At 65.7% G+C, this 25,669-nt stretch carries 23 protein-coding genes; 15 read left to right on the top strand and 8 right to left on the bottom strand.

The features are described from left to right. Positions 1–12: 12 nt before the first annotated feature. The 4 genes from tsaD (at position 13) to IC762_RS01290 (ending at position 4,090) form a co-directional block, all read left to right on the top strand. On the top strand, positions 13–1,086 hold the full coding sequence (gene tsaD, locus IC762_RS01305) for a tRNA (adenosine(37)-N6)-threonylcarbamoyltransferase complex transferase subunit TsaD (protein ID WP_195786866.1): 1,074 nt from the start codon (positions 13–15) through the stop codon (positions 1,084–1,086). Between the two features lie 192 nt (positions 1,087–1,278). Then, positions 1,279–2,259 carry an NAD(P)H-dependent glycerol-3-phosphate dehydrogenase gene (locus tag IC762_RS01300; RefSeq protein WP_195786865.1) on the top strand — a complete coding sequence of 327 codons (981 nt, stop codon included), beginning with the start codon at positions 1,279–1,281 and terminating at the stop codon, positions 2,257–2,259. 217 nt (positions 2,260–2,476) lie between these two features. Further along, positions 2,477–3,586 (top strand): alpha/beta hydrolase, encoded by a 1,110-nt coding sequence (locus IC762_RS01295; RefSeq protein ID WP_195786864.1) that lies wholly within the window; start codon positions 2,477–2,479, stop codon positions 3,584–3,586. 90 nt (positions 3,587–3,676) lie between these two features. Continuing rightward, positions 3,677–4,090, top strand: coding sequence for an EVE domain-containing protein (locus IC762_RS01290; protein ID WP_195786863.1), 414 nt, complete (start codon positions 3,677–3,679; stop codon positions 4,088–4,090). A 159-nt stretch (positions 4,091–4,249) separates the two neighbouring features. On the opposite strand, the gene IC762_RS01285 is transcribed toward IC762_RS01290, so the two are convergent. Both IC762_RS01285 and IC762_RS01280 read right to left on the bottom strand, forming a co-directional pair. Beyond that, on the bottom strand, positions 4,250–5,425 hold the full coding sequence (locus IC762_RS01285) for a DNA topoisomerase IB (RefSeq protein WP_195786862.1): 1,176 nt from the start codon (positions 5,423–5,425) through the stop codon (positions 4,250–4,252). Positions 5,426–5,724: 299 nt separating this feature from the next. Beyond that, positions 5,725–6,237 (bottom strand): DUF2059 domain-containing protein, encoded by a 513-nt coding sequence (locus IC762_RS01280; RefSeq protein ID WP_195786861.1) that lies wholly within the window; start codon positions 6,235–6,237, stop codon positions 5,725–5,727. A 198-nt stretch (positions 6,238–6,435) separates the two neighbouring features. Here IC762_RS01280 and acs point away from each other — a divergent pair, with 198 nt between their 5' ends. After that, positions 6,436–8,388: an acetate--CoA ligase gene (gene acs / locus IC762_RS01275; RefSeq protein WP_195786860.1), complete on the top strand. Its 1,953-nt coding sequence runs from the start codon at positions 6,436–6,438 to the stop codon at positions 8,386–8,388. Between the two features lie 406 nt (positions 8,389–8,794). Then, positions 8,795–9,310: a L,D-transpeptidase gene (locus IC762_RS01270; protein ID WP_195786859.1), complete on the top strand. Its 516-nt coding sequence runs from the start codon at positions 8,795–8,797 to the stop codon at positions 9,308–9,310. 53 nt (positions 9,311–9,363) lie between these two features. Here IC762_RS01270 and IC762_RS01265 read toward each other — a convergent pair whose 3' ends face one another. Together IC762_RS01265 and IC762_RS01260 are read right to left on the bottom strand one after the other, a co-directional pair. Continuing rightward, complete coding sequence (locus IC762_RS01265) at positions 9,364–9,963, bottom strand: thermonuclease family protein (protein WP_195786858.1); 600 nt, start codon at positions 9,961–9,963, stop codon at positions 9,364–9,366. A gap of 50 nt (positions 9,964–10,013) precedes the next feature. Continuing rightward, positions 10,014–10,256, bottom strand: coding sequence for a DUF1674 domain-containing protein (locus IC762_RS01260; protein WP_195786857.1), 243 nt, complete (start codon positions 10,254–10,256; stop codon positions 10,014–10,016). Positions 10,257–10,443: 187 nt separating this feature from the next. Here IC762_RS01260 and IC762_RS01255 point away from each other — a divergent pair, with 187 nt between their 5' ends. The 5 genes from IC762_RS01255 to IC762_RS01235 all read left to right on the top strand — a co-directional run bounded on the left by IC762_RS01255 (position 10,444) and on the right by IC762_RS01235 (position 19,011). Then, positions 10,444–11,796: an RsmB/NOP family class I SAM-dependent RNA methyltransferase gene (locus tag IC762_RS01255; RefSeq protein ID WP_195786856.1), complete on the top strand. Its 1,353-nt coding sequence runs from the start codon at positions 10,444–10,446 to the stop codon at positions 11,794–11,796. 132 nt (positions 11,797–11,928) lie between these two features. Then, positions 11,929–13,680, top strand: coding sequence for a heparinase II/III family protein (locus tag IC762_RS01250; RefSeq protein WP_195786855.1), 1,752 nt, complete (start codon positions 11,929–11,931; stop codon positions 13,678–13,680). 296 nt (positions 13,681–13,976) lie between these two features. After that, positions 13,977–15,569, top strand: coding sequence for a bifunctional phosphoribosylaminoimidazolecarboxamide formyltransferase/IMP cyclohydrolase (purH, locus tag IC762_RS01245; protein ID WP_195786854.1), 1,593 nt, complete (start codon positions 13,977–13,979; stop codon positions 15,567–15,569). A 260-nt stretch (positions 15,570–15,829) separates the two neighbouring features. Further along, positions 15,830–17,575, top strand: a complete 1,746-nt coding sequence (ggt, locus tag IC762_RS01240; RefSeq protein WP_195786853.1) for a gamma-glutamyltransferase — start codon at positions 15,830–15,832, stop codon at positions 17,573–17,575. 137 nt (positions 17,576–17,712) lie between these two features. Continuing rightward, a complete protein-coding gene (locus IC762_RS01235) occupies positions 17,713–19,011 on the top strand; it encodes an MFS transporter (protein ID WP_195786852.1) in 1,299 nt (432 codons plus the stop codon). 164 nt (positions 19,012–19,175) lie between these two features. Here IC762_RS01235 and IC762_RS01230 read toward each other — a convergent pair whose 3' ends face one another. Continuing rightward, on the bottom strand, positions 19,176–20,468 hold the full coding sequence (locus IC762_RS01230; protein ID WP_210338395.1) for an IS4 family transposase: 1,293 nt from the start codon (positions 20,466–20,468) through the stop codon (positions 19,176–19,178). A 180-nt stretch (positions 20,469–20,648) separates the two neighbouring features. After that, positions 20,649–20,984: a GIY-YIG nuclease family protein gene (locus IC762_RS01225; RefSeq protein ID WP_195786851.1), complete on the bottom strand. Its 336-nt coding sequence runs from the start codon at positions 20,982–20,984 to the stop codon at positions 20,649–20,651. A gap of 105 nt (positions 20,985–21,089) precedes the next feature. Between IC762_RS01225 and IC762_RS01220 the strand changes: the two genes are divergently transcribed. Next, on the top strand, positions 21,090–21,515 hold the full coding sequence (locus tag IC762_RS01220) for a DUF1330 domain-containing protein (protein ID WP_195786850.1): 426 nt from the start codon (positions 21,090–21,092) through the stop codon (positions 21,513–21,515). An 8-nt stretch (positions 21,516–21,523) separates the two neighbouring features. Here IC762_RS01220 and IC762_RS01215 read toward each other — a convergent pair whose 3' ends face one another. After that, positions 21,524–22,189, bottom strand: coding sequence for a glutathione S-transferase family protein (locus IC762_RS01215; RefSeq protein WP_195786849.1), 666 nt, complete (start codon positions 22,187–22,189; stop codon positions 21,524–21,526). Positions 22,190–22,320: 131 nt separating this feature from the next. Here IC762_RS01215 and IC762_RS01210 point away from each other — a divergent pair, with 131 nt between their 5' ends. The 3 genes from IC762_RS01210 (at position 22,321) to panE (ending at position 24,714) form a co-directional block, all read left to right on the top strand. Next, positions 22,321–22,902, top strand: a complete 582-nt coding sequence (locus tag IC762_RS01210) for a DUF2239 family protein (RefSeq protein ID WP_195786848.1) — start codon at positions 22,321–22,323, stop codon at positions 22,900–22,902. 168 nt (positions 22,903–23,070) lie between these two features. Continuing rightward, positions 23,071–23,676 (top strand): 2-hydroxychromene-2-carboxylate isomerase, encoded by a 606-nt coding sequence (locus IC762_RS01205; RefSeq protein WP_195786847.1) that lies wholly within the window; start codon positions 23,071–23,073, stop codon positions 23,674–23,676. 117 nt (positions 23,677–23,793) lie between these two features. Beyond that, positions 23,794–24,714: a 2-dehydropantoate 2-reductase gene (gene panE, locus IC762_RS01200; RefSeq protein WP_195786846.1), complete on the top strand. Its 921-nt coding sequence runs from the start codon at positions 23,794–23,796 to the stop codon at positions 24,712–24,714. A gap of 160 nt (positions 24,715–24,874) precedes the next feature. Here the strand turns inward: panE and IC762_RS01195 are convergent, their stop codons facing one another. Further along, positions 24,875–25,456, bottom strand: coding sequence for a c-type cytochrome (locus IC762_RS01195; RefSeq protein WP_195786845.1), 582 nt, complete (start codon positions 25,454–25,456; stop codon positions 24,875–24,877). Positions 25,457–25,669 lie beyond the last annotated feature (213 nt).

The following is a 25,669-nucleotide window of genomic DNA, read 5'->3' as shown; positions in this document are numbered from 1 at the left end:
AACGAAACGCCGATGCTGGTGCTGGGAATCGAGACCACCTGCGATGAGACCGCGGCGGCCGTGGTCGAGCGCCAGGCTGACGGCTCGGGCAAGATCCTGTCCAACATCGTGCGCTCGCAGACCGCCGAGCACGCGCGCTTCGGCGGCGTCGTGCCGGAGATCGCGGCGCGCGCCCATGTCGATTTGCTCGACGGCATCGTCGCCGGTGCGATGAAGGAGGCCGGTGTCGGCTACGCGCAACTCTCGGCGGTGGCGGCCGCGGCGGGGCCGGGCCTGATCGGCGGCGTCATCGTCGGCCTGACCACCGCGAAGGCGATCGCGATGGTGCACGACACGCCGCTGATCGCGGTGAACCATCTCGAAGCGCACGCGCTGACGCCGCGGCTGACCTGCGCACTGGCGTTTCCGTACTGCCTGTTCCTGGCTTCGGGCGGCCATACCCAGATCGTGGCGGTGGTCGGCGTCGGGCAATATGTCCGGCTCGGCACCACCGTCGATGACGCGATGGGCGAAGCGTTCGACAAGGTCGCGAAGATGCTGTCGCTGCCCTATCCCGGAGGACCCGAGGTGGAGCGCGCCGCAGCCGGCGGCGATGCGACCCGCTTCGCCTTGCCGCGCCCGATGCTCGGCCGTCCCGACGCGAATTTTTCGCTGTCCGGACTGAAGACGGCGGTGCGCAACGAAGCGAGCCGGCTCGAACCGCTGGAGCCGCAGGACATCAGCGATCTCTGCGCGAGCTTCCAGGCCGCGGTGCTGGAAGCCACCTCCGATCGCCTGAGCGTCGGCCTGAAGCTATTCCAGGACCAGTTCGGCACGCCGCGCGCGCTGGTCGCAGCCGGCGGCGTCGCCGCCAATCATGCGATCCGCAGCGCGTTGCAAGAGGTGGCGGCAAAGGCGCAGACCACGCTGATCATCCCGCCGCCGGCGCTCTGCACCGACAATGGCGCGATGATCGCCTGGGCCGGCGCCGAACGAATGGCGCTCGGCCTGACCGACACGATGGAAGCCCCGCCCCGCGCCCGCTGGCTGCTCGACGCGAATGCAAAGGCGCCGGCCGGACATGCCAACAGCCGCGCGGGATATTGAGCGATGCGATCGCGCCGCAGACTCCTCTTCACCTCGCCCCGCTTGCGGGGAGAGGTCGGATCGCATCGAAGATGCGATCCGGGTGAGGGGGTACGGATCTCACTGATCGGCTCGCTCGCGGAGAGAAGCCCCTCACCCCAACCCTCTCCCCGCAAGAGCGGGGCGAGGGGGCGCAGCTGAGCTGGGGTCCGCATGCCCGCGCATCATTCAGTCAGCGTGATCGGGGCCGGCGCTTGGGGCACGGCGCTGGCCGGCGTCGCCGCGCGTGCCGGGCGCGAGGTCATCCTGTATGCGCGCAATCCGGATCATGCCGCGCAGATCCAGGCGTCGCGGATCAATCCAAAGCTCGCCGGCGTCGCGCTCGATGGCGCGATTGCCGTGACGTCCGACATCGCAGCGGCGGCGCGTGCGCAGATCATCCTGGCTGTGACGCCGGCGCAGCATCTGCGCGCGGCGGTCGGGCATCTTGCGCCACACATCAAACCCGGCACGCCGGTGATCGCCTGCGCCAAGGGCATCGAGCACGGCACCCACAAATTCATGACCGATGTGATCGCGGAGGCCGCACCGCGCTCCGTGCCCGCGATCCTGTCAGGGCCGAGCTTTGCCGACGATGTCGCGCGCGGGCTGCCGACCGCGGTGACCTTGGCGGCAAGGGACGAGGCGCTGGCGAGCGATCTGGTGCGAGCGCTCGGGTCGGCGACCTTCCGGCCCTATCACTCGACTGACGTGCGCGGCGTCGAGATCGGCGGCGCGGCGAAGAACGTGCTGGCGATCGCCGCCGGCATCGTGGTCGGCAAGTCTCTCGGCGCCTCCGCGCTCGCGGCGCTGACCACGCGCGGCTTCAGCGAACTGGCACGCTTGGGTCGCGCCTGCGGTGCCCGCGCCGAGACGCTGGCCGGCCTGTCCGGGCTCGGCGATCTCCTGCTCAGTTGCTCGACAGCACAATCGCGCAATTTTGCGCTCGGACTTGCGCTCGGTCGCGGCGAGCCCGCACCCGCGGGCAAGCTCGCCGAAGGTGCGTTCACCGCGCCGGTCCTGATCGAGCTCGCCGCGTCGAACAACGTCGACATGCCGGTGTCACGCGCGGTGGCGGCGATCCTCGGCAACCGGCTGACCATCGATGCCGCGATCGAAGGTCTGCTGACGCGGCCATTCAAGGCGGAAGAATAAGCACCCCTGTCGCGCGGTGACCGATCTTCACGACCTGTCTGCGCTGTACTAAAGCGTTTTCGAGCGAAGTGGATGCCGGTTCGCGTGAAGAAAACGCGTCGAAACAAAAAAGCTAGAGCTTTGGTTCTGATTCAATCAGAACCGAAAATGCTCTAGCGTGGCGCGAACCGCCGGATCCCGGTCGAACAAATCGAAAATGGATCTCAGGGGAGTAAAGATGCGTCAACCGCAACGCGCCATCGTTTCCATCAGCATCGCATTCGCCGTCGCCGCATGTGGCGCGGCCCGCGCGCAGACCGCGGTGCCCTACGACGAGCTCGCCAAGAGCGAGGGGGCCGCCAATGCCGAGAACGGCAAGCGGGTCTCGCCGCTGAAATCGATCGGCAATCCCACCAGTGACGTCTCGCCCGAGATGCAGGCGATGATCGGCGCGCCCTATCCGCCGCATTTCAACGCCGACCCGAAAACATCGGCGGAATGGAAGGAACTGATCGACCGCCGCGCCAAGCTCGCGATCGCGGGCCTGCCGGCGATGAAGCAAAAGCTCGGCGTCAAGGTCGAGGAGACCAGGATCGCCGGCGTGCATTGCTACATCGTCACCCCGAGCAAGATGCCGCTGGAAAACCGACGCCGCCTGCTGATCCATGTGCATGGCGGCGGCTATGTGTTCGGCCCCGGCGAGGCGGCGTTGCCGGAAGCCGTCATGATGGCCGGCATCGGCGGCTTCAAGGTGATCTCGGTCGACTACCGGATGCCGCCGGACTTCCCCTATCCGGCCGCGATGGACGACGCGATGGCGGTCTGGAAGGCGGTGCTGAAATCGCACGAGCACCATCGGCTGGCGATCTTCGGCACCTCGACCGGCGGCGCGATGACGCTCGCGATGGTGCTGAGGGCGAAAGACGAGAAGCTGCCGCTGCCCGCCGCGATCGCGCCGGGCACGCCGTGGGCCGATATCGACAAGATCGGCGACAGCTACGCCAGCAACGAATGGACCGACAATGTCCTGGTGACCTGGGACGGCTGGCTCGGCCGCGCCGCAAAACTCTACGCCAACGGCGCGGACCTGAAGAATCCCTACATCTCGCCGATCTACGGCGACTTCAAGGGGTTTCCGCCGACCATCCTGACGTCAGGCACGCGCGACCTGTTCCTCAGCAACACGGTGCGCACCCATCGCAAGCTCAAGCGCGCCGGCGTCATCGCCGATCTCAACGTCTATGAGGGGCAGTCCCACGCGCAGTACCAGTTCAACGTCGATGCGCCGGAGACCAGGGAAGCCTTCACCGACATCGCCAAATTCTTCGACCGCTACCTGAAGCAGTGAACGTCAGCGCCGGTTGCCCGCGCTTGTCGCGGGCAGCCGCGTGAATGTAACATCGCCATGCTTTGACGTGTGAGAACGGGGTACGTTGCGATGAACTACTGGCTGGTGAAATCCGAACCGTCGGTCTGGTCGTGGGACCAGCAGGTCGACAAGGGCGCCAAGGGCGAAGCCTGGACCGGTGTGCGCAACTTCACCGCGCGGCAGAACCTCGTCAACATGAAGAAGGGCGACAAGGCGTTCTTCTATCATTCCAACGAGGGCAAGGAGATCGTCGGCATCGCCGAGATCGTCAAGGAGGCCTATCCCGATCCGACCGACAAGACCGGCAAGTTCGTCTGCGTCGACATCAAGGCCGACAAGCCCTTGAAGACGCCGGTGACGATGGCCGCGATCAAGGCCGACAAGAAGCTTACCGACATGGCGCTGGTGAAATATTCACGGCTCTCGGTGCAGCCGGTGACGGCGGAGGAATGGAAATACGTCTGCAAGATGGGCGGATTATAAGCGACCTGCGAACTCTTCTCGTCGTCCCGGCGAAGGCCGGGACCCATTACCCTAAATGTTGATTGCCGGAATGAGCTGTGGCCACAGCGTGTTTTAACAACGCACGCCTGTGGTAATGGGTCCCGGCCTTCGCCGGGACGACGATGGAGTTTGCGGAACCTAAGCCCCCGCCGCCATCACCACCTGCGCCAGCAATTGCTCGCGCTTGGACTGCGTGCGGTAGCCGCCCATGGTCGCCGCAAAGCGCTCCAGAATGCCGTCCTCGAACGCAGTGACGATGGTGTCGTGGACGTAGCTCTTGCGGCAGATCGCAGGCGTGTTGGAGAGCTGGTCGGCGGCGGCGCGGATCGCGTCCAGCACTTGGCGCTTGCGGCCGCGCTGGCTGGTCGCCGGCGTGATCCGCGACAGCGATTCCACGACAACGGCCGAGGCCATCAGGGTGCGGAAATCCTTCAGCGAGATCTTGATGCCGGCGATCTCGCGCAGGAACGCGTTCACCGCCGTGGTCGAGGCGGCGCGGACGACGCCGGAGCGGTCGTAATACTGGAACATGCGCTTGCCGGGCACGCCGCGCAGAATGCCGATCGCACGCACCAGCTTGGCCGCGTCGCATTCCTTGCGCACGGCCTTGCCGCCCTTGGCCTTGAAGGTCAGCACCAGGCTGTCGTCTTCCAGCGTGACGTTCGACTTCAAAAGCGTGGTGGCGCCGCGGGTGCCGTTGAGGCGGGCATAGGATTCGTTGCCGGGCCGGATCGCGGTACGCGCGATCAGCTCGATCGCGGCCGACAGCGCGAATTCGCGGGTCGGCTCGTCGCCGGACAGAAACGCCGAGATCTTGCGCCGGATTTTTGGCAGCGCGGCGACCAGCTTGGCGAGGCGATGCGCCTTGCGTTGCTCGCGGACCTTCTCCCAATCGGCGTGATAGCGGTATTGCAGCCGGCCGGCGGCATCGCGGCCGACCGCCTGGAGATGCGTGTTCGGATCACTGGAATAGCGGACCTGGCGATAGGCCGGTGGAACCGCCATCGCGTGCAGCCGCCGGATGGTGCGGGCGTCCCGGATCCGCGAGCCGTTGGCGCGAACGAATGAATAGGTCTTCCCGCGCTTGATGCGGCGGATGTTCAGCTCGTTCTGGTCGCCGAGCCGCAACCCGAGGTCACGCGCAAGCTCCTCGACCGAGGTCTTGATCGCGGCCGGCGCGGCGAGCCCGATCTTTGCGGGCTCAAGTTTCGCGCGCGGCGGCTTGGGCGGCCATTGCCCCAGCGCCTTGGCCAAGGCGACGGAAGGATCGGCGGAAACGGGCCGCACAGCCGCGATGTTCTGCTGATCCATCATCTTCGCAAGACGCCTTGTTCTGTTCTCCGGGTAATGCCGCTTGTTATGGCTTCGTTCCGGTCGGGCCGTTCGGCCTCGGAAAGGCGATTTAGGGCGTCCGGGCCTCCATTGCGAGTCGCGAATCAGTCATTGACGGTTTCTAATTACCTATCATGGGTGCTATTCGGCCAATAACCTTGATGCGGACCTGCCTCGCCAGCGGAAATTGATCCAAGGAACCGGCAAGGAACCGGTAAGCAACCGGCCGAGGCCGCCGGTTGCCGCGGCGCCCTGAGACCGCGACGGGGCGCCGGATCAAGTCAGAGATCGTGGCCCTTCTTGCGCAGTTCCTCGACGATCCTTTGGCGCAATTCCGCGGCGACCGACTGGCCGAACTTCTGGCCCGCGAGCATCGACTGCTGCGTCACCATGGGCGTCTTCTCGAGCAATTTCTTGCCGACCGGGCTTTTGTAGAAATCGCTCAAAGCGTGGAGATCGTCCGCCGTGAAATTGCTGGCGTAGATCACCGCCATGGCGTCGGACAATTCGTCGAACCGTTTCTGGAAGCCGTCGAGCAGGACCGGCGTCAGCGTGTCGTAGTCATGGTCGACGTCGCTGCGGCCCTGGACGATCGCGGGCTTGAGGCTCTTCAGGATCGCCGGCATCAACGCCTTGAACTGGTCGACCAGATGCATCGTGATGACCAATTCCTTCGCCGCCGCCAGCGCGTCGGGCGCAGGCGCAGGTGCCGCGGTCTGGGCACGCGCCAGCGGCGTTGCGAGCGACAGGACTACGACCAAGAGACCAGTGACGCGGAGCAGGCGATGCAGCATAGCTTCTCTCGTCGGTGCGTTGCGACAAGGCGTCTTATCACGGGCCGAGGCCGGACGGGGCGCGCTCGATGGTTCTGCCTAACGAAAAGTGACAGTCCTTTTCCCTTGCCGGGCCGGAACGCGGCGACGCATAATTCGGCAATGATCAAGATCGCTTGCCGACGCGTCGTTTGCGATCGGCAATGAGTGGAGGAAACGATGTCCGATAAAATCTACGACGTGTCGGCCGACTGGGCCAAGCGCGCCTATGTCGATGACGCCAAATATCGCGAGATGTATGCGCGCTCGGTGTCGGACCCGAACGGATTCTGGGCGGAGCAGGCCAAGCGGGTCGACTGGATCAAGCCCTTCAGCAAGGTCGAGAACGTCTCCTACGCACCCGGCAACATCTCGATCAAATGGTTCGAGGATGGCGAGCTCAACGTCGCCTGGAATTGCATCGACCGCCATCTGGAGACGCGCGGCGACCAGACCGCGATCATCTGGGAAGGCGACGATCCCTCCGAGTCCAAGCACATCACCTATCGGCAGTTGCACGACGAAGTCTGCAGGATGGCCAACATCCTGCGCACGCGGAATGTGCAGAAAGGCGATCGCGTCACGATCTATCTGCCGATGATTCCGGAAGCCGCCTACGCGATGCTGGCCTGCGCGCGGATCGGCGCGATCCATTCGGTGGTGTTCGGCGGCTTCTCGCCGGACAGTCTCGCCCAGCGCATCAAGGACTGCGAGTCGAAGGTCGTCATCACCGCCGACGAAGGCCTGCGCGGCGGCAAGAAGGTGCCGCTGAAGGCCAATGTCGACGCAGCCATCGAAAAGACCGGCGGCGTCGACTGGGTCGTGGTGGTGAAGCGCACCGGCGGCAAGATCGACATGAACCCGACCCGCGACCTCTGGTACCACGAGGCCGCCGAGATGGTCACCAACGAATGCCCGTGCGAGCCGATGAATGCGGAGGATCCGCTGTTCATCCTCTACACCTCAGGCTCGACCGGGACGCCGAAGGGCGTGCTGCACACCTCCGCCGGCTATCTGGTGTTCGCCTCGATGACGCATCAATACGTCTTCGACTATCACGACGGCGACATCTACTGGTGCACCGCCGACGTCGGCTGGGTTACCGGCCACAGCTACATCCTGTACGGCCCGCTCGCCAACGGCGCGACCACGTTGATGTTCGAGGGTGTGCCGAACTATCCGGACAATTCCAGGTTCTGGAACGTGGTCGACAAGCACAAGGTCAACATCTTCTACACCGCGCCGACCGCGATCCGCGCGCTGATGCAGTCGGGCGACGACCCCGTGAAGAAGACCTCGCGCAAATCGCTGCGGCTGCTCGGCTCGGTCGGCGAGCCGATCAACCCGGAGGCCTGGGAATGGTACCACCGCGTGATCGGCGACGAGCGCTGCCCGATCGTCGACACCTGGTGGCAGACCGAGACTGGCGGCATTTTGATCACGCCGCTGCCGGGCGCGACAAAATTGAAACCGGGCTCGGCGACGCGGCCGTTCTTCGGCGTGGTGCCCGAGATCGTCGACGCCGACGGCAAGCCGCTCGACGGCGAGACCTCGGGCAATCTCTGCCTGACGAAGTCGTGGCCGGGCCAGATGCGCACGGTCTATGGCGACCATGCCCGTTTCGAGCAGACCTATTTCTCGACCTACAAGAACAAGTACTTCACCGGCGACGGCTGCCGGCGCGACGCCGACGGCTACTACTGGATCACCGGCCGCGTCGACGACGTCATCAACGTCTCCGGCCACCGCATGGGCACTGCCGAGGTCGAGAGCTCGCTGGTGGCGCATGAGGCGGTGTCGGAGGCCGCGGTGGTCGGCTATCCGCACGACATCAAGGGCCAGGGCATCTACGCCTATGTCACCCTGATGAAGGGCACCGAGCCGAGCGAGGCGCTGCGCAAGGAGCTGGTGGCCTGGGTCCGCAAGGACATCGGCCCGATCGCCTCGCCGGACCTGATCCAGTTCGCGCCCGGCTTGCCGAAGACCCGCTCCGGCAAGATCATGCGCCGCATCCTGCGCAAGATCGCCGAGGACGAACCGTCCAGCCTCGGCGACACCTCGACCCTGGCCGATCCCGCCGTGGTCGATGACCTCGTGCACAACAGGCAGAACAAGAAGGGTGCCGGGGCGTAGCGCGTCCGTCACGTCACAGAGCAATCGCGGTACGCGATAAATCGCCGTCATGCCCGGGCTCGGCCCGGGCATCCACGTCTTCGTTTCCGCGAAGAAAGACGTGGATGGCCGGGTCAAGCCCGGCCATGACGAGGGAAGTGCGATGCCGGCCGCTTCACAGGATTGTCAGAGGCAAGGCGGCCTTGCGGCGCGTTTGTGGCCAAGTGTTGTTTTCAAGTCATTTACTTTAACCGCAACATTTTCTTTCTTCCCACCATCAGGGCTTGTCCCACAACCGGCGTGGAAACCATCCGGTTAAGACACGCGGTTAACATTGCGTGAGACCGGCAAGTCCGGGGCTTTTCCGGCTTGTACCTTCGTTTTTTGAGGCTCCCGCGAGGGGGCTGTTGGGCAGTGGAGAAGGTTGATGTCGTTGAGGATTGCGGTGGCATTGGCCGCCACCATCGGGGCTGGTGTCTTGATGTCGTCTGCGGCCGAAGCGCGGCCGGAAATGGTCGGCATGCGCGGTGACACTTATTCGCCGGGCACCATCGTGGTGAAGACCAACGAGCGGCGGCTCTATCTCATTCTCGATTCCGGCCATGCGGTGCGTTACCCCGTCGGCGTCGGCAAGTCCGGCAAGCAGTGGGCCGGTACGACCCGGATCGACGGCAAGTACCGCAACCCGGCCTGGTCGCCGCCCGCCGAAGTCAAGCGCGACAAGCCGAGCATCCCGAATGTGATCCCCGGCGGCTCGCCGTCGAACCCGATGGGCGTGGCCGCGATGACGCTCGCCGGCGGCGAATACGCAATCCACGGCACCAATGTGCCGGGCTCGGTCGGCGGCTTCGTCTCTTACGGCTGCATCCGCATGCTGAACGCCGACATCACCGACCTCTATTCGCGCGTCTCGGTCGGCACGACTGTCGTCGTGACCCGCTGATCCGGATCACAGCTTCGCACGACCAAGGCCGCGCATCCGCGCGGCCTTTATTTTTAGCGCGCGGCATTGGTGCACCAGCCGAAACGATGCCCGCCGTTGTAGGCGCGCGCATGGCCCGCGGCGAGCAGCACGGCCGAGACGTTCTCGGTCCGCTTCGTCGCGACGTCGGCGACGACGCGTCCCTGATATTTGTCGGGGCCGATGTTGTAGATGGCGACATCGCCCTGCGCGAGCAGATCGCGGAGCGCCGTGGTCGCCGCCTGCGCCATCCGCAGCTCCTGCGCGCACGAAGCCTTCAGCTCCGGCGCATCGATGCCGCGCAACCGGACATGCGTGATCAGGTCGGGCCCCGGCGCCAGATGCACCCGCGCCTCGAAGGTGTCGCCATCGATCGTCCGGAGCGCGTCGACCGAATACCGCATGGGCCCCGAACCGCCGGTGCGCTGCCGGATCATGTCGGCATCCTGCGAGCGGCTGTCGGACCAATGCGGCAGCGGCAAATGCACCCAGTGCCGGATCGGCAGCATGCTGCCGGCGGCGATGCCGAGAACGAAAACCCATGGCAGCGCCGTCGAGACGCGCCGTCCCCACACCGACCGGCGGAAGGGCGGACGTCCCGCGCCATGAGTATTTATTCTCTCGTATGGGGACATATTCCCAGACTGGCCTGAGTCGGAGGCTCAGGCAAGCGCCGCCAAGCGCTTCAGAAATCCGACGCGATGCCCTTGGTCTCCCAATCGCCGTAACGCGTCGGTTCTGGACCCTTCGGTCCCTGAAATTCCTTCGGCCGCGCGGCGGCATTCTGTGCGGCCGCCTCTTCTGCGGCCTTGCGCCGCGCCTCGGCCTCGGCGAGCGCGCGCTGCGCGGCCGGCGTCAGCGGCTTGCGCGGCGCCGGTTCCGATGGCGATCGAACGGCCGTAGATTTATCCGACGAATGATCCGGCATGGCGAAACCTTTCCGCTGCGCCTCGCGTATCTCGGTGTTCGCGCAGTGACGACATCACGTTCACGAGTTCTCGCACGAAATCCCGCGGGGCGATTCTTACATTTGGCATATTCGCATGCCAGAGGTGTTTCCAGTTCACAGGCATGAGCCGAACGTAACTCAGCACCTTTCGAGATATCTCCGCTCCATGCCTCCTTCAAGATTTGCAGTTCCCACAGAAGTGCCCGGTCTCGCGGCGCGCCGGATCGCGGCCGATATCCTCGACGGCGTGCTGCACAAGCATCGCACCCTCGACGACCAGCTCGACGGCGCCGGCGCGCATCCCGGGCTGAAATCGTTGCCCGATCGCGACCGTGCGCTGATGCGCCGGCTGGTGTCGACCATCCTGCGCCGCCTCGGCACGCTCGGCCATGTGCTGTCGCGCCTGCTCGATCGCGGCGTTCCGACCGACGCACCGCGCGCGCAAAGCGCACTGCTGATCGGCGCGGCGCAGATCCTCTGGATGGACGTGCCCGACCATGCCGCGGTCGATCTCTCGGTGCGGCTGGTGCAATCGGACCGGCGCGCCGCGAAATATGCCGGACTGGTCAACGCGGTGCTGCGCCGCTGCGCGCGCGAGGGCCAGGGGCTGATCGACGAGGTCAAGTCGCAGACGCTCGACCTGCCGCCCTGGATGCTGGCGCGCTGGATCGCGCATTACGGCGAAACCACCGCGCGCGACATGGCGCTGGCGCTCAGCCATGAGCCGTCGCTCGATCTCACGGTGAAAGCGGATGCGCCGCAATGGGCCACCCGGCTGCATGGCGAGACGCTGCCGACCGGAACGGTGCGCACGCTGCTGCAAGGTTCCGTGACCATGCTGCCGGGCTTCGCCGAAGGCCAGTGGTGGGTGCAGGACGCCGCTGCCGCGCTGCCGGCGCGGCTGTTCGGCGACGTCAAGGACAAGGCGATCGCCGACCTCTGCGCGGCGCCCGGCGGCAAGACCGCGCAGCTCGCGCTGGCCGGCGCCCGCGTCACCGCGCTCGATCGCTCGCCGGCGCGAATGGCGCGCCTGCGCGACAATTTCGCGCGACTTGCGCTGCAGGCCGAGACCGTGGTGGCCGACGCCGCCGAATGGCCGGGCGAAGCCGGCAGCTTCGACGGTATCCTGATCGATGCGCCCTGCACCTCGACCGGCACCATCCGCCGTCACCCCGATGTGGCCTGGCTGCGCCAGGATGGCGACATCGCGCCGCTGTCGACGCTGCAGAAGCGGCTGCTGCAGAAGGCGACGACGCTCCTGAAACCCGGCGGTACGCTGGTGTACTGCACCTGCTCGCTGGAGCCGGAGGAAGGCGAGCAGGCGATCGCGGCGCTGCTCGCTGCCGATTCGAGCCTGCGCCGTGCGCCGGTCGAGACAAGCGAGGTCGCCGGCCTCGAGGAGATCATCACCGCGGACGGTGATTTGCGCACCCTGCCCTGCCATCTGCCCCATGCCGATCCGCGGCTGGGCGGCCTGGATGGATTTTACGCCGCGAGGCTGGTTAAGTTGCCTGGTTAAATCGACGGGTAACTCCTGAATTTATACTTGAGTTTTCTCATCCAGGGTGATTCGCGCGGTATCAAGAGGGTGTCTTGGCCGCGTTTCCGGATTAAATAGGGATTCGTGCAGAATCCCCTCACAAGGTAAGGCGTGTCGGTCGCTCAGAGCAGACGCATCTCGACGCTGATTGCTGGCCGCTTCGCCCGCAGCGTGATTGCACGCGCCAGCGGCGGCACCGTTGCGCTGTCGCGGCTGTGGCCCGGCCGCACCGACCGGCTGATCATCGCCCCGCACGACCTGCGGACCGCCGACGCCACCCGCGCCGCCGAGATCTACGCCGGACGATTCGTGTTCGCCGGCAAGATCGTCACCTGCCACGGCCGCTCGATCTTCGATCTGGAACCGCCGTCGGAGGATTGGGAGGCCGCCTTGCTGGGCTTCGGCTGGCTGCGCCATCTACGTGCCGCCGACACCGCGCTGACCCGCGCCAACGCCCGCTCGCTGGTCGACGACTGGATCTCGAACCAGGCACGAAGGCGGCCGCTGGAGCGTCGCGCCGATGTGCGCGCGCGGCGGGTGATCTCGCTGCTGTCGCAGGCGCCGCTGGTGCTCGGCGACACCGACGGCAAATTCTACCGCAAATATCTGCGCGGGCTGGCGCGCGAGATCAAATATCTGCGCTACTCCACGCTCGACAATGACGGCGTGCCGCGGCTGCAGGTCTTGATCGCGCTGTGCTACGCCTCGCTGTGCCTCGCCAACCAGGCGCGCAACATCAAGACCACCTCGCGAAAGCTCTCCGACGAATTGCAGCGCCAGATCCTGCCCGATGGCGGGCACATCTCGCGCAATCCCGGCGCGCTGGTCGAGCTGCTCAGCGATCTCTTGCCGCTGCGGCAGACATTTGCTGCGCGGAACATCGCCCCGCCGCCGGCGCTGCTCAACGCCATCGACCGCATGATGCCGATGCTGCGCTTCTTCCGCCATGGCGACGGCAGCTTCGCGCTGTTCAACGGCATGTCGACCGCGCCGTCCGATCTGGTGGCGACGCTGCTCGCCTATGACGACACCCGCGGCGTGCCGATGTCGAGCATGCCGCATTCCGGTTTCCAGCGGCTCGACGCCGGCAATACGGCCGTGATCATCGACACCGGTCCGCCGCCGCCGGCGAGCGTCAGCCAGGATGCGCATGCCGGCTGCCTGTCGTTCGAGCTGTCGTCCGGGGTAAGCCGCATCATCGTCAATTGCGGCATGCCGACGACGGGGCGCGACAATTGGCGGCCGTTCGCCCGCTCCACCGCGGCGCATTCGACCCTGACCTATCACGAGGCCTCGTCGTGCCAGTTCGTCGAGCTCTCGGCGATGAAGCGGCTGCTGCGCGGCTCGCCGATCACCTCAGGGCCCAGCAATGTCGAAAACTATCGCGAGGCAGTCACCGACGCCGACGTGCTTACCACCTCGCATGACGGTTATCTCTCCCGCTTCGGCGTGATCCACCGCCGCGTGCTGGTGATCTCGCATGACGGCACCCGCCTGGAAGGCGAAGACCAGCTGTCGCCGGCGCCGGGCGGCCGCCTCAAGGGCCACGATGCCGACTTCGCGCTGCGCTTCCATCTGCACCCGTCGGTGAAGGCGAGCCGGCTGTCGGACGCGCGCGGCGTGATGCTGGTGCTGCCCAACCGCGACGTCTGGACGTTCGAGGCCGTCGAAGACAAGGTCGAGCTCGAGGACAGCGTGTTCCTCGCCGGCAATGACGGCCCGCGCCGCACCTCCCAGATCGTGATCCGCCAGGACGCGCGGCAGGCCGCCACCATCCGCTGGAGTTTCGTGCGCTCCTCGACCTCCGCGACCGCCACCAATGCGCGGCGCAACGCCCGCCGCGAGCCGGAATTGCCGCTGTAGGGCGACGCGCTCCGCAAACATTCGGTGTCGTCCTGGCGAAAGCCAGGACCCATTACCCCAGCCGCTTGTTGTTGCACGACGCAGGGGCCACGATCTCGCACGCAATCAGATTCGGTGGCTATGGGTCCTGGCTTTCGCCAGGACGACGGGGTGGAGAGACCGCGCAAAAACTCGTCCCCGTCCCCAGGGGGCTCGCAGGATGACGGGACAGATTCCCGGGAATCTACGCCGTGAACCGGTTTCACACCCCGCCAAACCGTGCTACCCGGCTGCCTTAACAGCCAGGGATTTCCGATATGACCGAACAGCTTCGCCGCGTGACCCGCGCTCTGTTGTCCGTTTCCGACAAGACCGGACTGATCGATTTCGCGAAGGCGCTCTCCGACCATGGCGTCGAGCTGGTCTCGACCGGCGGTACCGCGAAGGCGATCGCGGCGGCCGGGCTCAAGGTCAAGGACGTGTCCGAGCTGACCGGCTTTCCGGAGATGATGGACGGCCGGGTCAAGACGCTGCATCCGAAGGTCCATGGCGGCCTGCTCGCGATCCGCGACAACAAGGAGCATGCGGCGGCGATGGCCGCGCACGGCATCGCGCCGATCGATCTGCTGGTCGTCAACCTCTATCCGTTCGAGGCCACCGTCGACAAAGGCGCCGGCTTCGAGGAGTGCATCGAGAACATCGATATCGGCGGCCCCGCGATGATCCGCGCCGCCGCCAAGAACCATGACGATGTCGCGGTCGTCGTCGAGGCCAACGACTATCAGGCCGTGCTCGACGAACTCGCCGCCCACAAGGGCGCGACCTCGCTTGGCCTGCGCCGCCGGCTTGCCGCCAAGGCCTACGCGCGCACCGCGGCCTATGACGCGGCGATCTCGAACTGGTTTGCCATGCAGCTCGAGACCACAGCACCGGATTTCCGCGCCTTCGGCGGCAGATTGATCCAGTCGCTGCGCTACGGCGAGAACCCGCACCAGACCGCGGCGTTCTACGCCACGCCGGAGAAGCGGCAGGGCGTCGCGACCGCGCGGCAACTACAGGGCAAAGAGTTGTCCTACAACAACATCAACGACACCGATGCGGCCTATGAATGCGTCAGCGAGTTCGACCCGAACCGCACCGCGGCCTGCGCCATCATCAAGCACGCCAACCCTTGCGGCGTCGCCGAAGGTCCGAACCTCGCCACCGCCTACGCCCGTGCACTCGCCTGCGATTCCACCTCGGCCTATGGCGGCATCATCGCGGTCAACCGCACCCTGGATGCGGAAGCCGCGCGCGCCATCATCGGCATCTTCACCGAGGTGATCATCGCGCCCGACGCCACCGAAGAAGCGATCGCGATCATTGCCGGCCGGCGCAATCTGCGCCTGCTGCTTGCGGGCGGCCTGCCGAACCCGCGCGCGACGGGCCTCACCGCCAAGACGGTCGCCGGCGGCCTCCTGGTGCAAAGCCGCGACAACGCCGTGGTCGAAGGCATGGACCTCAAGGTCGCCACCAGTCGCGCACCGACCGACGCCGAGATGCGCGATCTGAAATTCGCCTTCCGCGTCGCCAAGCACGTCAAGTCGAACACCATCATCTACGCCAAGGACCTCGCCACCGTGGGCATCGGCGCCGGCCAGATGAGCCGGGTCGATTCCGCGCGCATCGCCGCGCGCAAGGCGCAGGACGCGGCGGCCGAATTGAAGCTGGCGGAGCCGCTGACAAAGGGCTCGGTGGTCGCCTCCGACGCGTTCTTCCCGTTCGCCGACGGCATGCTCGCCTGCATCGAAGCCGGCGCCACCGCGGTGATCCAGCCCGGCGGCTCGATGCGCGACGACGAGGTGATCAAAGCCGCCGACGAGCACAACATCGCCATGGTGTTCACCGGCACCAGGCATTTCCGGCATTGATCTCTCAACTTGTCGTCCCGGCGAAAGCCGGGACCCATAACCACCGACCTTGCTTGGTGAGAGATAACTAACCCCAGCGCACCTTCGATAGATCACGCGGTATGGGTCCCGGCTTTCGCCGGGACGACGCTGGAGGGTTGCTTCGGCACCTTCACAAGCGATGCGCCCGAGCGGGGCGTTTCGCCACGCCGATCCATCCCCATATAGCATGAGCCCATTGGGCGAATGTCGTATCGGCGATGAACGAAGCGAGGCTCTCGATGGCGCTTGTTGCAACGATATCGCGGCGGCTGTTTGCCGCTCTCCTCGTCGTCGGCATGTCCGCACCGGCGTTCAGCCAGGAGCAGCGCCGCTTCTATTCGCCGCCTTCTGCGGACGCCGTTCACGGCATCTTCGCCGAACACGGCATGGTGGTGGCGCAGGAGAAGCTCGCCGCACAGATCGGCGCCGATGTCCTGCGCCAGGGCGGCAATGCGGTCGATGCCGCGGTCGCCACCGGCTTCGCGATGGCGGTGACCTATCCGCGCGCCGGCAACATCGGCGGCGGCGGCTTCATGGTGATCCATCTCGCGCACTCGAACGAGGACATCGCGATCGATTATCGCGAGACCGCGCCGCAGGCCGCGACTCGCGATATGTACCTGGGCGCCGACGGCAAGCCCGATCCCGACAAATCGCGCAACTCGGCACTCGCGATCGGCGTGCCCGGCACCGTCGCCGGCCTCGCGCTGGCGCTGGAGAAATACGGCTCCGGCAAATTCACGCTGGCGCAGATCCTCAAGCCCGCGATCGATCTGGCGCGCGACGGCTTTGTCGTCACCGACGACACCGCGGATACGCTGGGCGACATGTATCGCCGGATGGCGCGCTGGCCGAATTCAGCCAAGACGTTCTCGCATGCCGACGGCACGCCGCTGCACGAGGGCGACCGGCTGATCCAGGGTGATCTCGCGGCCGTGCTGACGGCCATTTCGGATCAAGGCCCGCGCGGCTTCTACGAAGGCGTGGTCGCCGAGAAACTCGTCAAGGGCATCAAGGACGCCGGCGGCATCTTCACGCGCGACGATTTGAAATCGTATCAGGCGGTGATCCGCACGCCGATCCGCGGCACCTATCGCGGCTACGACGTCGTCTCGATGCCGCAGCCGTCGTCGGGCGGCGTCGTGCTGATCGAGATCCTCAACATCCTCGAGGGTTTTCCGATGTCCGACATCCGGCAGGGCTCGGCGACCTCGCTGCACCTGATGATCGAGGCGATGAAGCGCGCCTATGCGGATCGCGCGCGCTATCTCGGCGATCCCGCCTTCGTCGACGCGCCGACCCAATTGCTGACCGCCAAGGATTACGCCGCAAAGCAGCGCGCCACCATCGATCTCACCCACGCAACACCCTGGACCGATGTGCGGAACGCGAAGCCGCCGCACGAGGGCGACAACACCACGCATTACTCCGTGGTCGATTCCAGCGGCAACGCCGTCAGCAACACCTATACGCTGAACTTCCCATATGGCGTCGGCCTCGTCGCCGAGGGCACCGGCGTCCTCCTCAACAACGAGCTCGACGACTTCACCGCGGCGCCCGGCGCCTCCAACGCCTTCGGCCTGGTCGGCTTCGAGTCCAATTTGCCGGGCCCGGGAAAACGTCCGCTGTCGTCGATGGCGCCGACCATCGTGCTGAAGGACGGTAAGCCGCTGCTGGTGACGGGGACGCCGGGCGGCAGCCGCATCATCTCGGCGGTGACGCAGATCATCGTCGACGTGATCGACTACAAGATGGATATCGCCGCCGCGGTCGCAGCCCCACGCGTGCATCACCAATGGCTGCCCGACGAGGTCCGGATCGAGCGCGGCTTTCCCGAGGCGGTGCTGGCCGGGTTGAAAGCCAAGGGCCACACGCTGGTCGAGCCGCTCGGCTATTCCTCCGCCAACTCGATCCTGGTCACGCCGAACGGGCTGCTCGGCGCGCCCGATCCGCGCACCCGCGGGTCCGAGGCCGCGGGGCAATAAAACGTAGGGTGGGCAAAGCGACAGCGTGCCCACCCCCACGAGCACGCGACTGATGGTGGGCACGGCGCAAACGTCTTTGCCCACCCCACGGCATCGCGCTAAGTTGCCGGAGACAAAATTCTTCCGGGGGAACGCGCATGAGCACGGCCGAATCCAAGCCGATCGAGATCGCCGAGATCGAGGACACCAGCCTCCTCGCCTTCTATCGCGACATGAACGGGAAGGAGCGGCACACATTCTGGGCCTGCGCGTCGGGCTGGACGCTCGACGGCATGGATTTCATGATCTATCCGCTGGTCATCGGCACCATCATCAAGCTGTGGAATGTCGACCCCGGCACCGCGGGGCTCGCGGGCACCGTGACGCTGTTGGCGTCGGCCGTCGGCGGCTGGCTCGGCGGCTACCTCGCCGACCGCATCGGGCGGGTGAAGACGCTGCAGCTCACCATCATCTGGTTCTCGGTGTTCTCGCTGGTCTGCGCCGTGGTGCAGAATTTCGACCAGCTCCTGATCGCCCGCGCGCTGCTCGGCCTCGGCTTCGGCGGCGAATGGGCGGCCGGCGCGGTGCTGATCGGCGAGGCGATCCGGCCGCAATATCGCGGCCGCGCGGTGGGTTCGGTGCAATCGGGCTGGGCGATCGGCTGGGGCCTCGCGGTGCTGGCGCAGGCCATCCTGTTCTCGTATCTGCCGGCGGAAAATGCCTGGCGCTGGATGTTCGTGATCGGCGCGCTGCCGGCGCTCTTGGTGTTCTACCTCCGCCGCTACGTCACCGAGCCCGAGATCTCGGCCGCGACCCTTGCGCAGCAGCAGGCGACCGGCCGCGGCCCGGCCGCGCTGTGGGAGATTTTCGAGGGGCCGATCCTGAAGACCACGCTGCTGGCGTCGCTGGTCGGCACCGGCATGCAGGGCGGCTATTACGCCATCACCTTCTGGGTGCCGCGCTTCCTCACCACCGAGCGCCATCTGTCGGTGGTCAGCTCGACGGGCTATCTCGCGACCCTGATCGTTGGTTCGTTCATCGGCTATCTCGTCGGCGCCTGGCTCGCCGACCGCATCGGCCGGCGCAATCTGTTCCTGATCTTCTCGCTCGGCGCCATCGCGATCGTGCTGCTCTATACGCAATTGCCGCTATCCAACGGAGTGCTGTGGGTGTTGGGCTTCCCGCTCGGCTTCTTCGCCTCAGGCTATTTCTCCGGCATGGGTGCCTTCCTGACCGAGCTCTATCCGACGCGGCTGCGCGGCTCCGGCCAGGGCTTTTGCTACAATTTCGGCCGCGGCGTCGGCGCGCTGTTTCCGTACCTGGTCGGCGCGCTCTCGACCACGACGACGCTTGCCAATGCGATCGCGATCTTCGCGGTCGCGGCGTATGGCGTGTTCTTCCTCGCAGCCTATGCGCTGCCGGAAACGCGCGGGCGCGTGCTGCATGCGGATGCGTGAGATTGGATACAAGCAGGCGAGCGTACTCCGCTCCGCCTCTCCCCCTGTGGGAGAGGCCGGAGCGCATGCAGCGCAGCGGAATGCGATCCGGGTGAGGGGTATCTCTCCATGCAGTGTGCCATATGGAGAGATACCCCTCACCTCCAACCCTCTCCCACAAGGGGCTAGGGGATTCCCGGATTTTGTGACTGTGTAGCAAGGGCATAGCCGTCGAGTGTTGCGGCAAGGCGGTTCCAGCCGTCGCGCATGGTCTTTGGTCCTGGAGGCTTGTAGTAGCAATTCCATCCGCCGAGACGGGCCGCGATCCATGAGACGAAGGCAAGCGAGCCGATAGGATGCGGGTTTTTCTGCCGTAGCGTTTTGCCCTCGAGCTTTTTTGACAGGTGCTCGAGCGCGACGGCGAAGCTTTCGTCAATGACATCGGTTGCCGGGCGGAGGCTGCCGTCTCTGGCATCGACAAGCTGGATCGTCCGAATCGCGCCAGCGAGCGCGATGGCGGTCAGATTAAACATCCGCTCGGCGTCGACGACTTGGCTGTCGTCGAGGGCCAAGCCGTCGCTCTTGAGGGCGCGGAAGACTTGTTCGATGCGCCAGCGCAAGCGATAGAGGCGGACGACGTGTTCAGCCTCGGTCGCACAAGTGACGGTGCGGGTCGTGAGTAGGCGCCACAACAACGGCGTCTTGCCTGACGGCGCATCGACCTCTCGTGCTTCCACCAAGGTGAGTTCGACGCTGCCGGCCGCCTCGGATTGCCCCAGACTTTGTGAGCGGGCGATGTGCACCGAGCCCGCGCGGAGTTCGACGGTCGCGACGCGCCCTTTGTCACCAGGCCCGCGCGGCGCCACGCGGACCTCGCTTCTGCTCAGCACTTCAGCACTGGCAAGCGCCCCAAAGAGCGTTCCCCCACCGAGCAAAGATCGATCCTGACCGGCGCGCACGATCAGATCGAGCCGCTCCGGTTTGCGGGCAAACAGCAGGTAAATGTCGCTTTCGCGATCGGCCACCATTGTCACCTCGGCGGCATCGGACAGCACGCTTGCCGTGGCCTGACAGCCCAACAGCCAACGCGCCGATTCCTTATCCTCGATCGCGCGATTGCGGCGCGACGTGACGCGATCCGCAGACCGCGTCCAGATCGCCGCATCGACAAGACCGACCACGGCTTCGCTTTCGATATCGACGGCAATCACTGGATGGATGAAGAAGCCAGGGGTTTGGCCATCGCCGGCAGGTCCGAAGCCCCGCCGCTTCTTGTCACGACCGCCAAAATTGATCTCGGTCGTGTCCTGGACAGCCAGAATGCGGCGACCGGCGCATTGAACCGCAGTCCGCCCGGCCAACGTTTCCACAATCCGATCGACCGAAACATGGGGCGAAGACAGAAACCGATGCACGGCCTTCTCGCCCGCGCGCGTCTCCCCCAATTTGCGTAGCACCAGCGTCCCCGCCGTCGCCACCCGCTCGATCAGCCAATCAGCCCGCTCCGCAACCCGAACATCGCCAAAAGACATCGCAGGCCTCTCGTCCAAACAGGTCGAAAGGCCTTGAATCACATTCACAAACTCCGGGGAATCACTTTCGGGGCTCCCGTAGCCCACAAGGGGAGAGGGGGCCGAACAGCGTGCGTCCCTCACTAGCTAAACCGCTGACGCGTTCAGCATCGTTCGCCAGTGCTGCACGCGCTCCTTGAGCAGCGTGTCGCGCACGTAAGCCAATTCCTCGTCCTCAATGCGCTCCAGCGTCTCGAGCACAAGGCTTTCCGCGCCATGCTTGGACCACGCGCGCTGCAGCTCCACGTTGCGATGGTCGCCCATCCGCAGCGTGAACCAGATGCGGTTCTGGATTTTGTCGAGATCGAGCGCGGACCCAACCCAGGTCTCGCCACCGGCGCGGCAACGGATCGCGAAGACGCCGGCGACGCTCGGGCGCTTCTTGTAGTCGGCGATCGCAAGCTTTCGGGTCTCGGTCTTCATGATGGCGGGTCCTTTCGCGACTAGCCATTTATATCCGGGTGTTATTGACAACGCAATAATGCCCGGGTAAAACAAGCGCCTGACTGAAAGCCCGCGAGACCGAACATGGACGCCGCCTGCCACCTCGAGCCGACCTGGGACGCCGGGCGCGCCTTTGCCCAGCGCGCGATCGCCGGCGAAGTGGTGATGCTCAATCTGCTGCGCTTCCGCGCGGTCGCCGATTATTCGCAAAACCCCGAGCTCGCCCCGCCGGCGCCGATCACCGGCGCGGAGGCCTATGACCGCTATGTCGCGCACACGCTGCCGCATTTGCGCAAGAGCGGCGGCGATCTGCTGTTCATGGGCGAAGGCGGCCCGTTCCTGATCGGGCCCGAGAATGAGCGCTGGGACCGCGCGATGCTGATCCGGCAGAAGAGCCGCGGCGCGTTCCTCGCCTTCGCGGTGGCGGAGGCCTATCTCGCCGGCATCGGGCATCGCACCGCGGCGCTGTCGGATTCGCGGCTGCTGCCGCTGGTCGAGCTGCCGCGATGAAGCAGGAATCAGCGTCCGACCTGGTACGGCCCGCCCTTCTCCAGCGCCCGCGCATAGGCCGGCCGCGCGTGGATGCGCTCCAGGAACGCCAGGCATTTCGGATGGCCATCCTCGAGCCCGGCACGCGCCGACGCCGCTTCCAGCGGAAAGCTCATCTGGATGTCGGCGCCGGAAAATTCGTTGCCGGCGAACCACTCGCTCTTGCCGAGCTCGCCCTCCCAATAGGCCATGTGCTGCTTGAGCTGCGGCGTGACCAAGGTCGACAGCGCCTGGCCGGACACCTTGCGCACCAGCGGCCGCAGCAGCGCGGGCGCGCGCTTCGGCATCAGCGTGAACAACAGCTTCAGGAGCAGCGGCGTCATCGCCGAGCCCTCGGCATAGTGCAGCCAATAGGTGTAGCGCAGCCGCGCCGGCGTATCGGCGGGCGGGATCAGCCGGCCATTGCCGTAGGTGGCGATCACGTACTCGATGATCGCGCCGGATTCCGCGATCGTGTTGCCATTGTCGGTGATCACAGGGGATTTGCCAAGCGGATGGATCGCGCGCAGCTCCTTCGGCGCGCGCATGTCGGGCTGCCGCTGGTAGCGCACGATCTCGTAAGGCACGCCCAATTCCTCGAGCAGCCACAACACGCGCTGCGAGCGGGAATTGTTGAGATGATGAACCGTCAGCATTGGCGTCCCCCAGGGTATCGGCGCGGTCGAACGGGGCTTGGTGCCAGCCCCGCGCAGGAATGTCGAGGCAAACGCGTGCCAATGGCTCAGAATTACCCGGGCAATATGCCGCGCAACTGAAGGGACCCGTGATGAACCCCGCCTATGTCGCCTTCGAGGGCGAGCACCGCATCGCCGCCGGCGAGCTCCGCGACGTCGCGCGCGCGGCCAGGCAGTTGCTCGACGCCCGCAAGGACGCCGCGATCCTGATCTTCAACAGCCGCACCTCCGCGTTGGTCGAGATCGATTTGCGCGGCTCGCTCGACGACGTGCTGAAGCGCCTGCCGAAGCCCGAGGGTGCGGATGAGCCCGCTGCCGCCGCTGCGCCGCGCGGTCCCGGCCGGCCGAAGCTCGGCGTCGTCGCGCGCGAGATCACGCTGCTGCCGCGACACTGGGACTGGCTCGCGCAGCAGAAGGGCGGCGCCTCGGTCGCGATCCGGAAACTGATCGACGAGGCCCGGCGCAACAGCGGCGACAAGGATCGCACCCGCCTCGCCCAGGATGCCGCCTATCGCTTCATGACTGTCATGGCCGGCAACAGGCCGCATTACGAGGAGGCGATCCGCGCGCTGTTCGCGCACGACCGGCGCCGCTTTGCGACCCTGATCGCGGACTGGCCGGCCGACATCCGCGATCACGCCATCGCGCTCGCCTACAGCGACCAGGCGGAATAGCACTCGCCGGCCGTCATTCGACTCCGCGTCCCGGAATAAGGCGTATGCGCTGAAGGTTGGGCCGGTGATTTGACATCATTGGCCACGGCTCACATGATGATTATCATATTCTACAAGCTGGGCCTGTGACAGCAGGTTCATGCCAAGCGAGCCGAGGGAGAGACCGCCGTGAGCAAGACCGTGCAATTCCTGTTCGATTTCGGAAGTCCCAACGCCTTCCTCAGCCATGCGGCGATCCCGGCGATCGAGCAGCGCAGCGGCGCCAAATTCGAATATGTGCCGGTCCTGCTCGGCGGCATCTTCAAGGCCACCAACAACAAGTCGCCGGCTGAGACGCTTGCCGGTGTCAAGAACAAGCCCGAGTTCATGAAGATCGAGACCGAGCGCTTCCTCAAGCGGTTCAACGTCAAGCCCTATGTCTGGAACCCGTTTTTCCCGGTCAACACGCTGAACCTGATGCGGGCTGCGGTCGCGGCGCAAATGGAGGGCGTGTTCGAAAAATACATCGAGGCGGCCTTCCACCACATGTGGGTCGAGCCGAAGAAGATGGACGACCTCGAAGTGGCCGGCAAGGCGCTTGCCGCCTCCGGCCTCGACGCCGCGAGACTGTTCGCCCGCGCACAGGAGGCAGACGTCAAGGCCAAGCTGATCGAATACACGCAAGCCGCCGTCGAGCGCGGCGCATTCGGCTCGCCGACCTTCTTCGTCGGCAAGGAGATCTTCTTCGGCAAGGAGCAACTCCGCGAAGTCGAGGAAATGGTGTCGGGAAAGTGAGATGAGTGGATCGCGGATAGCGCGTAGCGAAGAGCGCGGCAGCAACCACATTCATTCGCGACGCTCCATTCGCTATTCGCCCACTCCCCGGGCAACAACAAAGAAGGACGAATTCCCATGCGTGTTCTCGTAGTCGGTGCCGGCGCGATCGGCGGCTATTTCGGCGGCCGGTTGCTTCAGGCCGGTCGCGACGTCACCTTCCTGGTGCGCCCGCGCCGCGCCTCCGAGCTGGCCTCCGCAGGCCTCGTGATCAAGAGCCCGAACGGCGATGTCACGCTGAAGAACCCGCCGGCCGTACAGGCCGACAAGCTCTCGGACAAATTCGACGTCGTGCTGCTGAGCTGCAAGGCGTTCGACCTCGAAGATGCGATCAAGTCCTTTGCGCCCGCCGTCGGCGACAAGACCGCGATCATCCCGCTGCTCAACGGCATGCTGCACCTCGATGCGCTCGACAAGACATTCGGCGCCCAGCATGTGCTCGGCGGGCTCTGCGCGATCGCGGCGACGCTGAACGAACAGCGCGAAGTGGTGCAGCTGCAGCCGATGCAGTCGCTGGGCTTCGGCGAACGCGCCGGCGGCACCTCGGAGCGGGTGCGCGCGATCGCGGAGACGTTCTCCGCCATCAATGGCGCGAACGCCAGCGAGCACGTGATGCAGGACATGTGGGAGAAGTGGGTGTTCCTCGCCTCGCTCGCCGCCTCGACCAGCCTGATGCGCACCTCGGTCGGCAACATCCTGGCCGCGCCCGGCGGCCGCGATTTCCTGCTCGGCATCCTCGACGAATGCAGCGCGATCGCCGCCGATGCCGGCCACATGCCGGGCGGCCCGTTCTTCCAGCGTACCCGCGGCCTGCTCACCACGGAGGGCTCGCCGATGACCGCCTCGATGTTCCGCGACATCAAGGCCGGGCTGCCGGTCGAGGCCGACCACGTGATCGGCGACCTGATCGTGCGGGCCGAAGCCGCCAGGATCCCGGTGACCAAGCTGCGCACCGCCTACACGCATCTCAAGGCGTATGAGAAGCAGCGGCAGGCGTAGCGCAATCGATCACAACGCAACAAGTGTCGTCCCTGCGAAAGCAGGGACCCATACTCCGCAGCTTCTCGATTTGAAGCGGTCGGAGTTGATATCTCTTCAAAACAATTGAGGCCGGTGGCTATGGGTCCCTGCTTTCGCAGGGACGACAGCGATCTTGCGGCTACAGATGCGACAGATAATGCGCTAGCGCGGTGATCTCTTCGTCGCTGAGCGGATAGGCGACATCGGCCATCGCGGCCTGGGCGCCGCCGGAGCGCGCGCCCGACTTGTAGTCGTGCAGCGCCTTGACGAGATATTCCTCGCGCTGGCCGGCGATGCGGGCGGCCGCCTTGCTGCCGGCAAAGTTATCACCGTGGCATGAGGCGCAGCGGCGGCCGGCGGCGGCCTGCTTGCCCTTTTCCGACAGATCCGGATTGTCGTCCTTGGCGCCCTTGAACGGGGTGAGCGACGCGAAATAGGCGCCGAGGTTGCGGATGTCGTCGTTGTTGAGCTGCTCGACGATCGGCTGCATCTGCTCGTTCTTGCGCGCGCCGGCGCGGAAATACACCAGCTGCCACTGAATGAACTGGTCGAGCTGGCCGGCGAGCGAGGGGATGTTCTCCATCTGCGAGATGCCGTTGTCGCCGTGACAGCCGGCGCAGATCTGGGCCTTGTCCTTGCCGGCGGCGGTATCGGCGGCATGGGCGAAGGGAGTCAGCGCGATCGCCGACGCAAAAAGCATTCCGAGAGGCACAACGCGCATTGTCAGTTTCTCCGGCGGTCATTGCCGGGCGCGACCCGCCTGCGGGGCCGAAACCCCCTCCGGCGCGGCGTAGGCCCGGCAATCCATCAGGTTTGAAAATGGACTCTTGTTGGGATGGATGCCCGGATCAAGTCCGGGCATGACAGGTCTGTTCCGTTTGGCTGTCGTAGCTCGCAAGTGGGGCTGCGGCGGCCTGATCGGCTACCGCAGCCC

The organism is Bradyrhizobium genosp. L, from assembly GCF_015624485.1.
Classification (GTDB): Bacteria; Pseudomonadota; Alphaproteobacteria; order Rhizobiales; family Xanthobacteraceae; genus Bradyrhizobium.
This window is presented reverse-complemented; position numbering and strand designations above follow the sequence as displayed.

Coding starts and splice junctions, on each gene's coding strand:
- tsaD (WP_195786866.1), top strand. CDS start 13: ATGCTGGTGCTGGGAATCGAGACCACCTGCGATGAGACCGCGGCGGCC.
- IC762_RS01300 (WP_195786865.1), top strand. CDS start 1,279: ATGCCCGCGCATCATTCAGTCAGCGTGATCGGGGCCGGCGCTTGGGGC.
- IC762_RS01295 (WP_195786864.1), top strand. CDS start 2,477: ATGCGTCAACCGCAACGCGCCATCGTTTCCATCAGCATCGCATTCGCC.
- IC762_RS01290 (WP_195786863.1), top strand. CDS start 3,677: ATGAACTACTGGCTGGTGAAATCCGAACCGTCGGTCTGGTCGTGGGAC.
- IC762_RS01285 (WP_195786862.1), bottom strand. CDS start 5,425: ATGATGGATCAGCAGAACATCGCGGCTGTGCGGCCCGTTTCCGCCGAT.
- IC762_RS01280 (WP_195786861.1), bottom strand. CDS start 6,237: ATGCTGCATCGCCTGCTCCGCGTCACTGGTCTCTTGGTCGTAGTCCTG.
- acs (WP_195786860.1), top strand. CDS start 6,436: ATGTCCGATAAAATCTACGACGTGTCGGCCGACTGGGCCAAGCGCGCC.
- IC762_RS01270 (WP_195786859.1), top strand. CDS start 8,795: ATGTCGTTGAGGATTGCGGTGGCATTGGCCGCCACCATCGGGGCTGGT.
- IC762_RS01265 (WP_195786858.1), bottom strand. CDS start 9,963: ATGTCCCCATACGAGAGAATAAATACTCATGGCGCGGGACGTCCGCCC.
- IC762_RS01260 (WP_195786857.1), bottom strand. CDS start 10,256: ATGCCGGATCATTCGTCGGATAAATCTACGGCCGTTCGATCGCCATCG.
- IC762_RS01255 (WP_195786856.1), top strand. CDS start 10,444: ATGCCTCCTTCAAGATTTGCAGTTCCCACAGAAGTGCCCGGTCTCGCG.
- purH (WP_195786854.1), top strand. CDS start 13,977: ATGACCGAACAGCTTCGCCGCGTGACCCGCGCTCTGTTGTCCGTTTCC.
- ggt (WP_195786853.1), top strand. CDS start 15,830: ATGGCGCTTGTTGCAACGATATCGCGGCGGCTGTTTGCCGCTCTCCTC.
- IC762_RS01235 (WP_195786852.1), top strand. CDS start 17,713: ATGAGCACGGCCGAATCCAAGCCGATCGAGATCGCCGAGATCGAGGAC.
- IC762_RS01225 (WP_195786851.1), bottom strand. CDS start 20,984: ATGAAGACCGAGACCCGAAAGCTTGCGATCGCCGACTACAAGAAGCGC.
- IC762_RS01220 (WP_195786850.1), top strand. CDS start 21,090: ATGGACGCCGCCTGCCACCTCGAGCCGACCTGGGACGCCGGGCGCGCC.
- IC762_RS01215 (WP_195786849.1), bottom strand. CDS start 22,189: ATGCTGACGGTTCATCATCTCAACAATTCCCGCTCGCAGCGCGTGTTG.
- IC762_RS01210 (WP_195786848.1), top strand. CDS start 22,321: ATGAACCCCGCCTATGTCGCCTTCGAGGGCGAGCACCGCATCGCCGCC.
- panE (WP_195786846.1), top strand. CDS start 23,794: ATGCGTGTTCTCGTAGTCGGTGCCGGCGCGATCGGCGGCTATTTCGGC.
- IC762_RS01195 (WP_195786845.1), bottom strand. CDS start 25,456: ATGCGCGTTGTGCCTCTCGGAATGCTTTTTGCGTCGGCGATCGCGCTG.